This window comes from Runella sp. CRIBMP (assembly GCF_009905605.1).
Lineage (GTDB): Bacteria > Bacteroidota > Bacteroidia > Cytophagales > Spirosomataceae > Runella.
On record NZ_JAAAKZ010000046.1, the window covers coordinates 1 to 1,354 of the forward strand.

A 1,354-nucleotide genomic window follows, 5' to 3' on the forward strand; every position below is an offset into this window, starting at 1 on the left:
GTAAACGGCGGCCGTAACTATAACGGTCCTAAGGTAGCGAAATTCCTTGTCGGGTAAGTTCCGACCTGCACGAATGGTGTAACGATCTGGGCACTGTCTCAACCGTGAGCTTGGTGAAATTGTAGTAGCGGTGAAGATGCCGCTTACCCGTCACGGGACGGAAAGACCCCGTGCACCTTTACTACAACTTTGCGTTGAACATGGGATATGAATGTGTAGGATAGGTGGGAGGCTATGAAGAGGGTTCGTCAGGATTCTTGGAGCCAACGTTGAAATACCACCCTTTTGTATTCTGTGTTCTAATTCTGAATGGAAGACCGCGCATGGTGGGTAGTTTGACTGGGGTGGTCGCCTCCAAAAGAGTAACGGAGGCTTCCAAAGGTTGGCTCAGCACGCTTGGTAACCGTGCGGGGAGTGCAAAAGCACAAGCCAGCTTGACTGTGAGACCGACGGGTCGATCAGGTGGGAAACCAGGGTTTAGTGATCCGGTGGTTGCGCATGGGTGTGCCATCGCTCAAAGGATAAAAGGTACGCCGGGGATAACAGGCTGATCATCCCCAAGAGCTCACATCGACGGGATGGTTTGGCACCTCGATGTCGGCTCGTCACATCCTGGGGCTGGAGAAGGTCCCAAGGGTTCGGCTGTTCGCCGATTAAAGTGGCACGCGAGCTGGGTTCAGAACGTCGTGAGACAGTTCGGTCCCTATCTGTGATGGGCGTAGGAAATTTGACGGGGGCTGACCTTAGTACGAGAGGACCGGGTTGGACTCACCGCTGGTGAATCGGTTGTTACGCCAGTAGCACGGCCGAGTAGCTACGTGGGCAACGGATAAGCGCTGAAAGCATCTAAGTGCGAAACCGGCCTGAAGATGAGATTTCCACATAAGGGACGTTATAGACTATGACGTTGATAGGCTGCAAGTGTAAAGGTGGTGACATCAAAGCTGAGCAGTACTAATTGCCCAATAGCTTCTAAGTAAAGTGCTTAATTAATTCCATTCCAATGTCAATAATTTATAGACTAATAGAACTTGAGTAGTCTAAAGAGTTAACAGAGCGGGAGATTGCGATCAGATGTTGATTTAGTTTCCTAATCTGCGAATGTCAATAATGACCTTGAAGGGCTTCGTGCCATGGTGGTTACAGTGGGGGGACGGTGCGACGAATCGCTTCACCTCATTCCCAAAACTGCAAACGCCGATAACGACCTTGATGGTGGTTACAGTGCGGGACGGTGCGACGAATCGCTTCACCTCATTCCCAAACTGCAAACGCCAATAACGACCTTGATGGTAGTTACAGTGCGGGACGGTGCGACGAATCGCTTCACCTCATTCCCAAAACTGCAAACGCC

1 protein-coding gene and 1 rRNA gene are annotated in these 1,354 nt (G+C 51.0%); both read left to right on the top strand.

Annotation, left to right across the window (positions count from 1 at the left end; genetic code table 11):
• A 23S ribosomal RNA gene (locus GVN20_RS29465) occupies nt 1-979 on the top strand; the annotation flags it as partial.
• 154 nt (nt 980-1,133) lie between these two features.
• The coding region (locus GVN20_RS29470; RefSeq protein WP_166561773.1) for a hypothetical protein at nt 1,134-1,354 on the top strand (221 nt) is incomplete at its 3' end.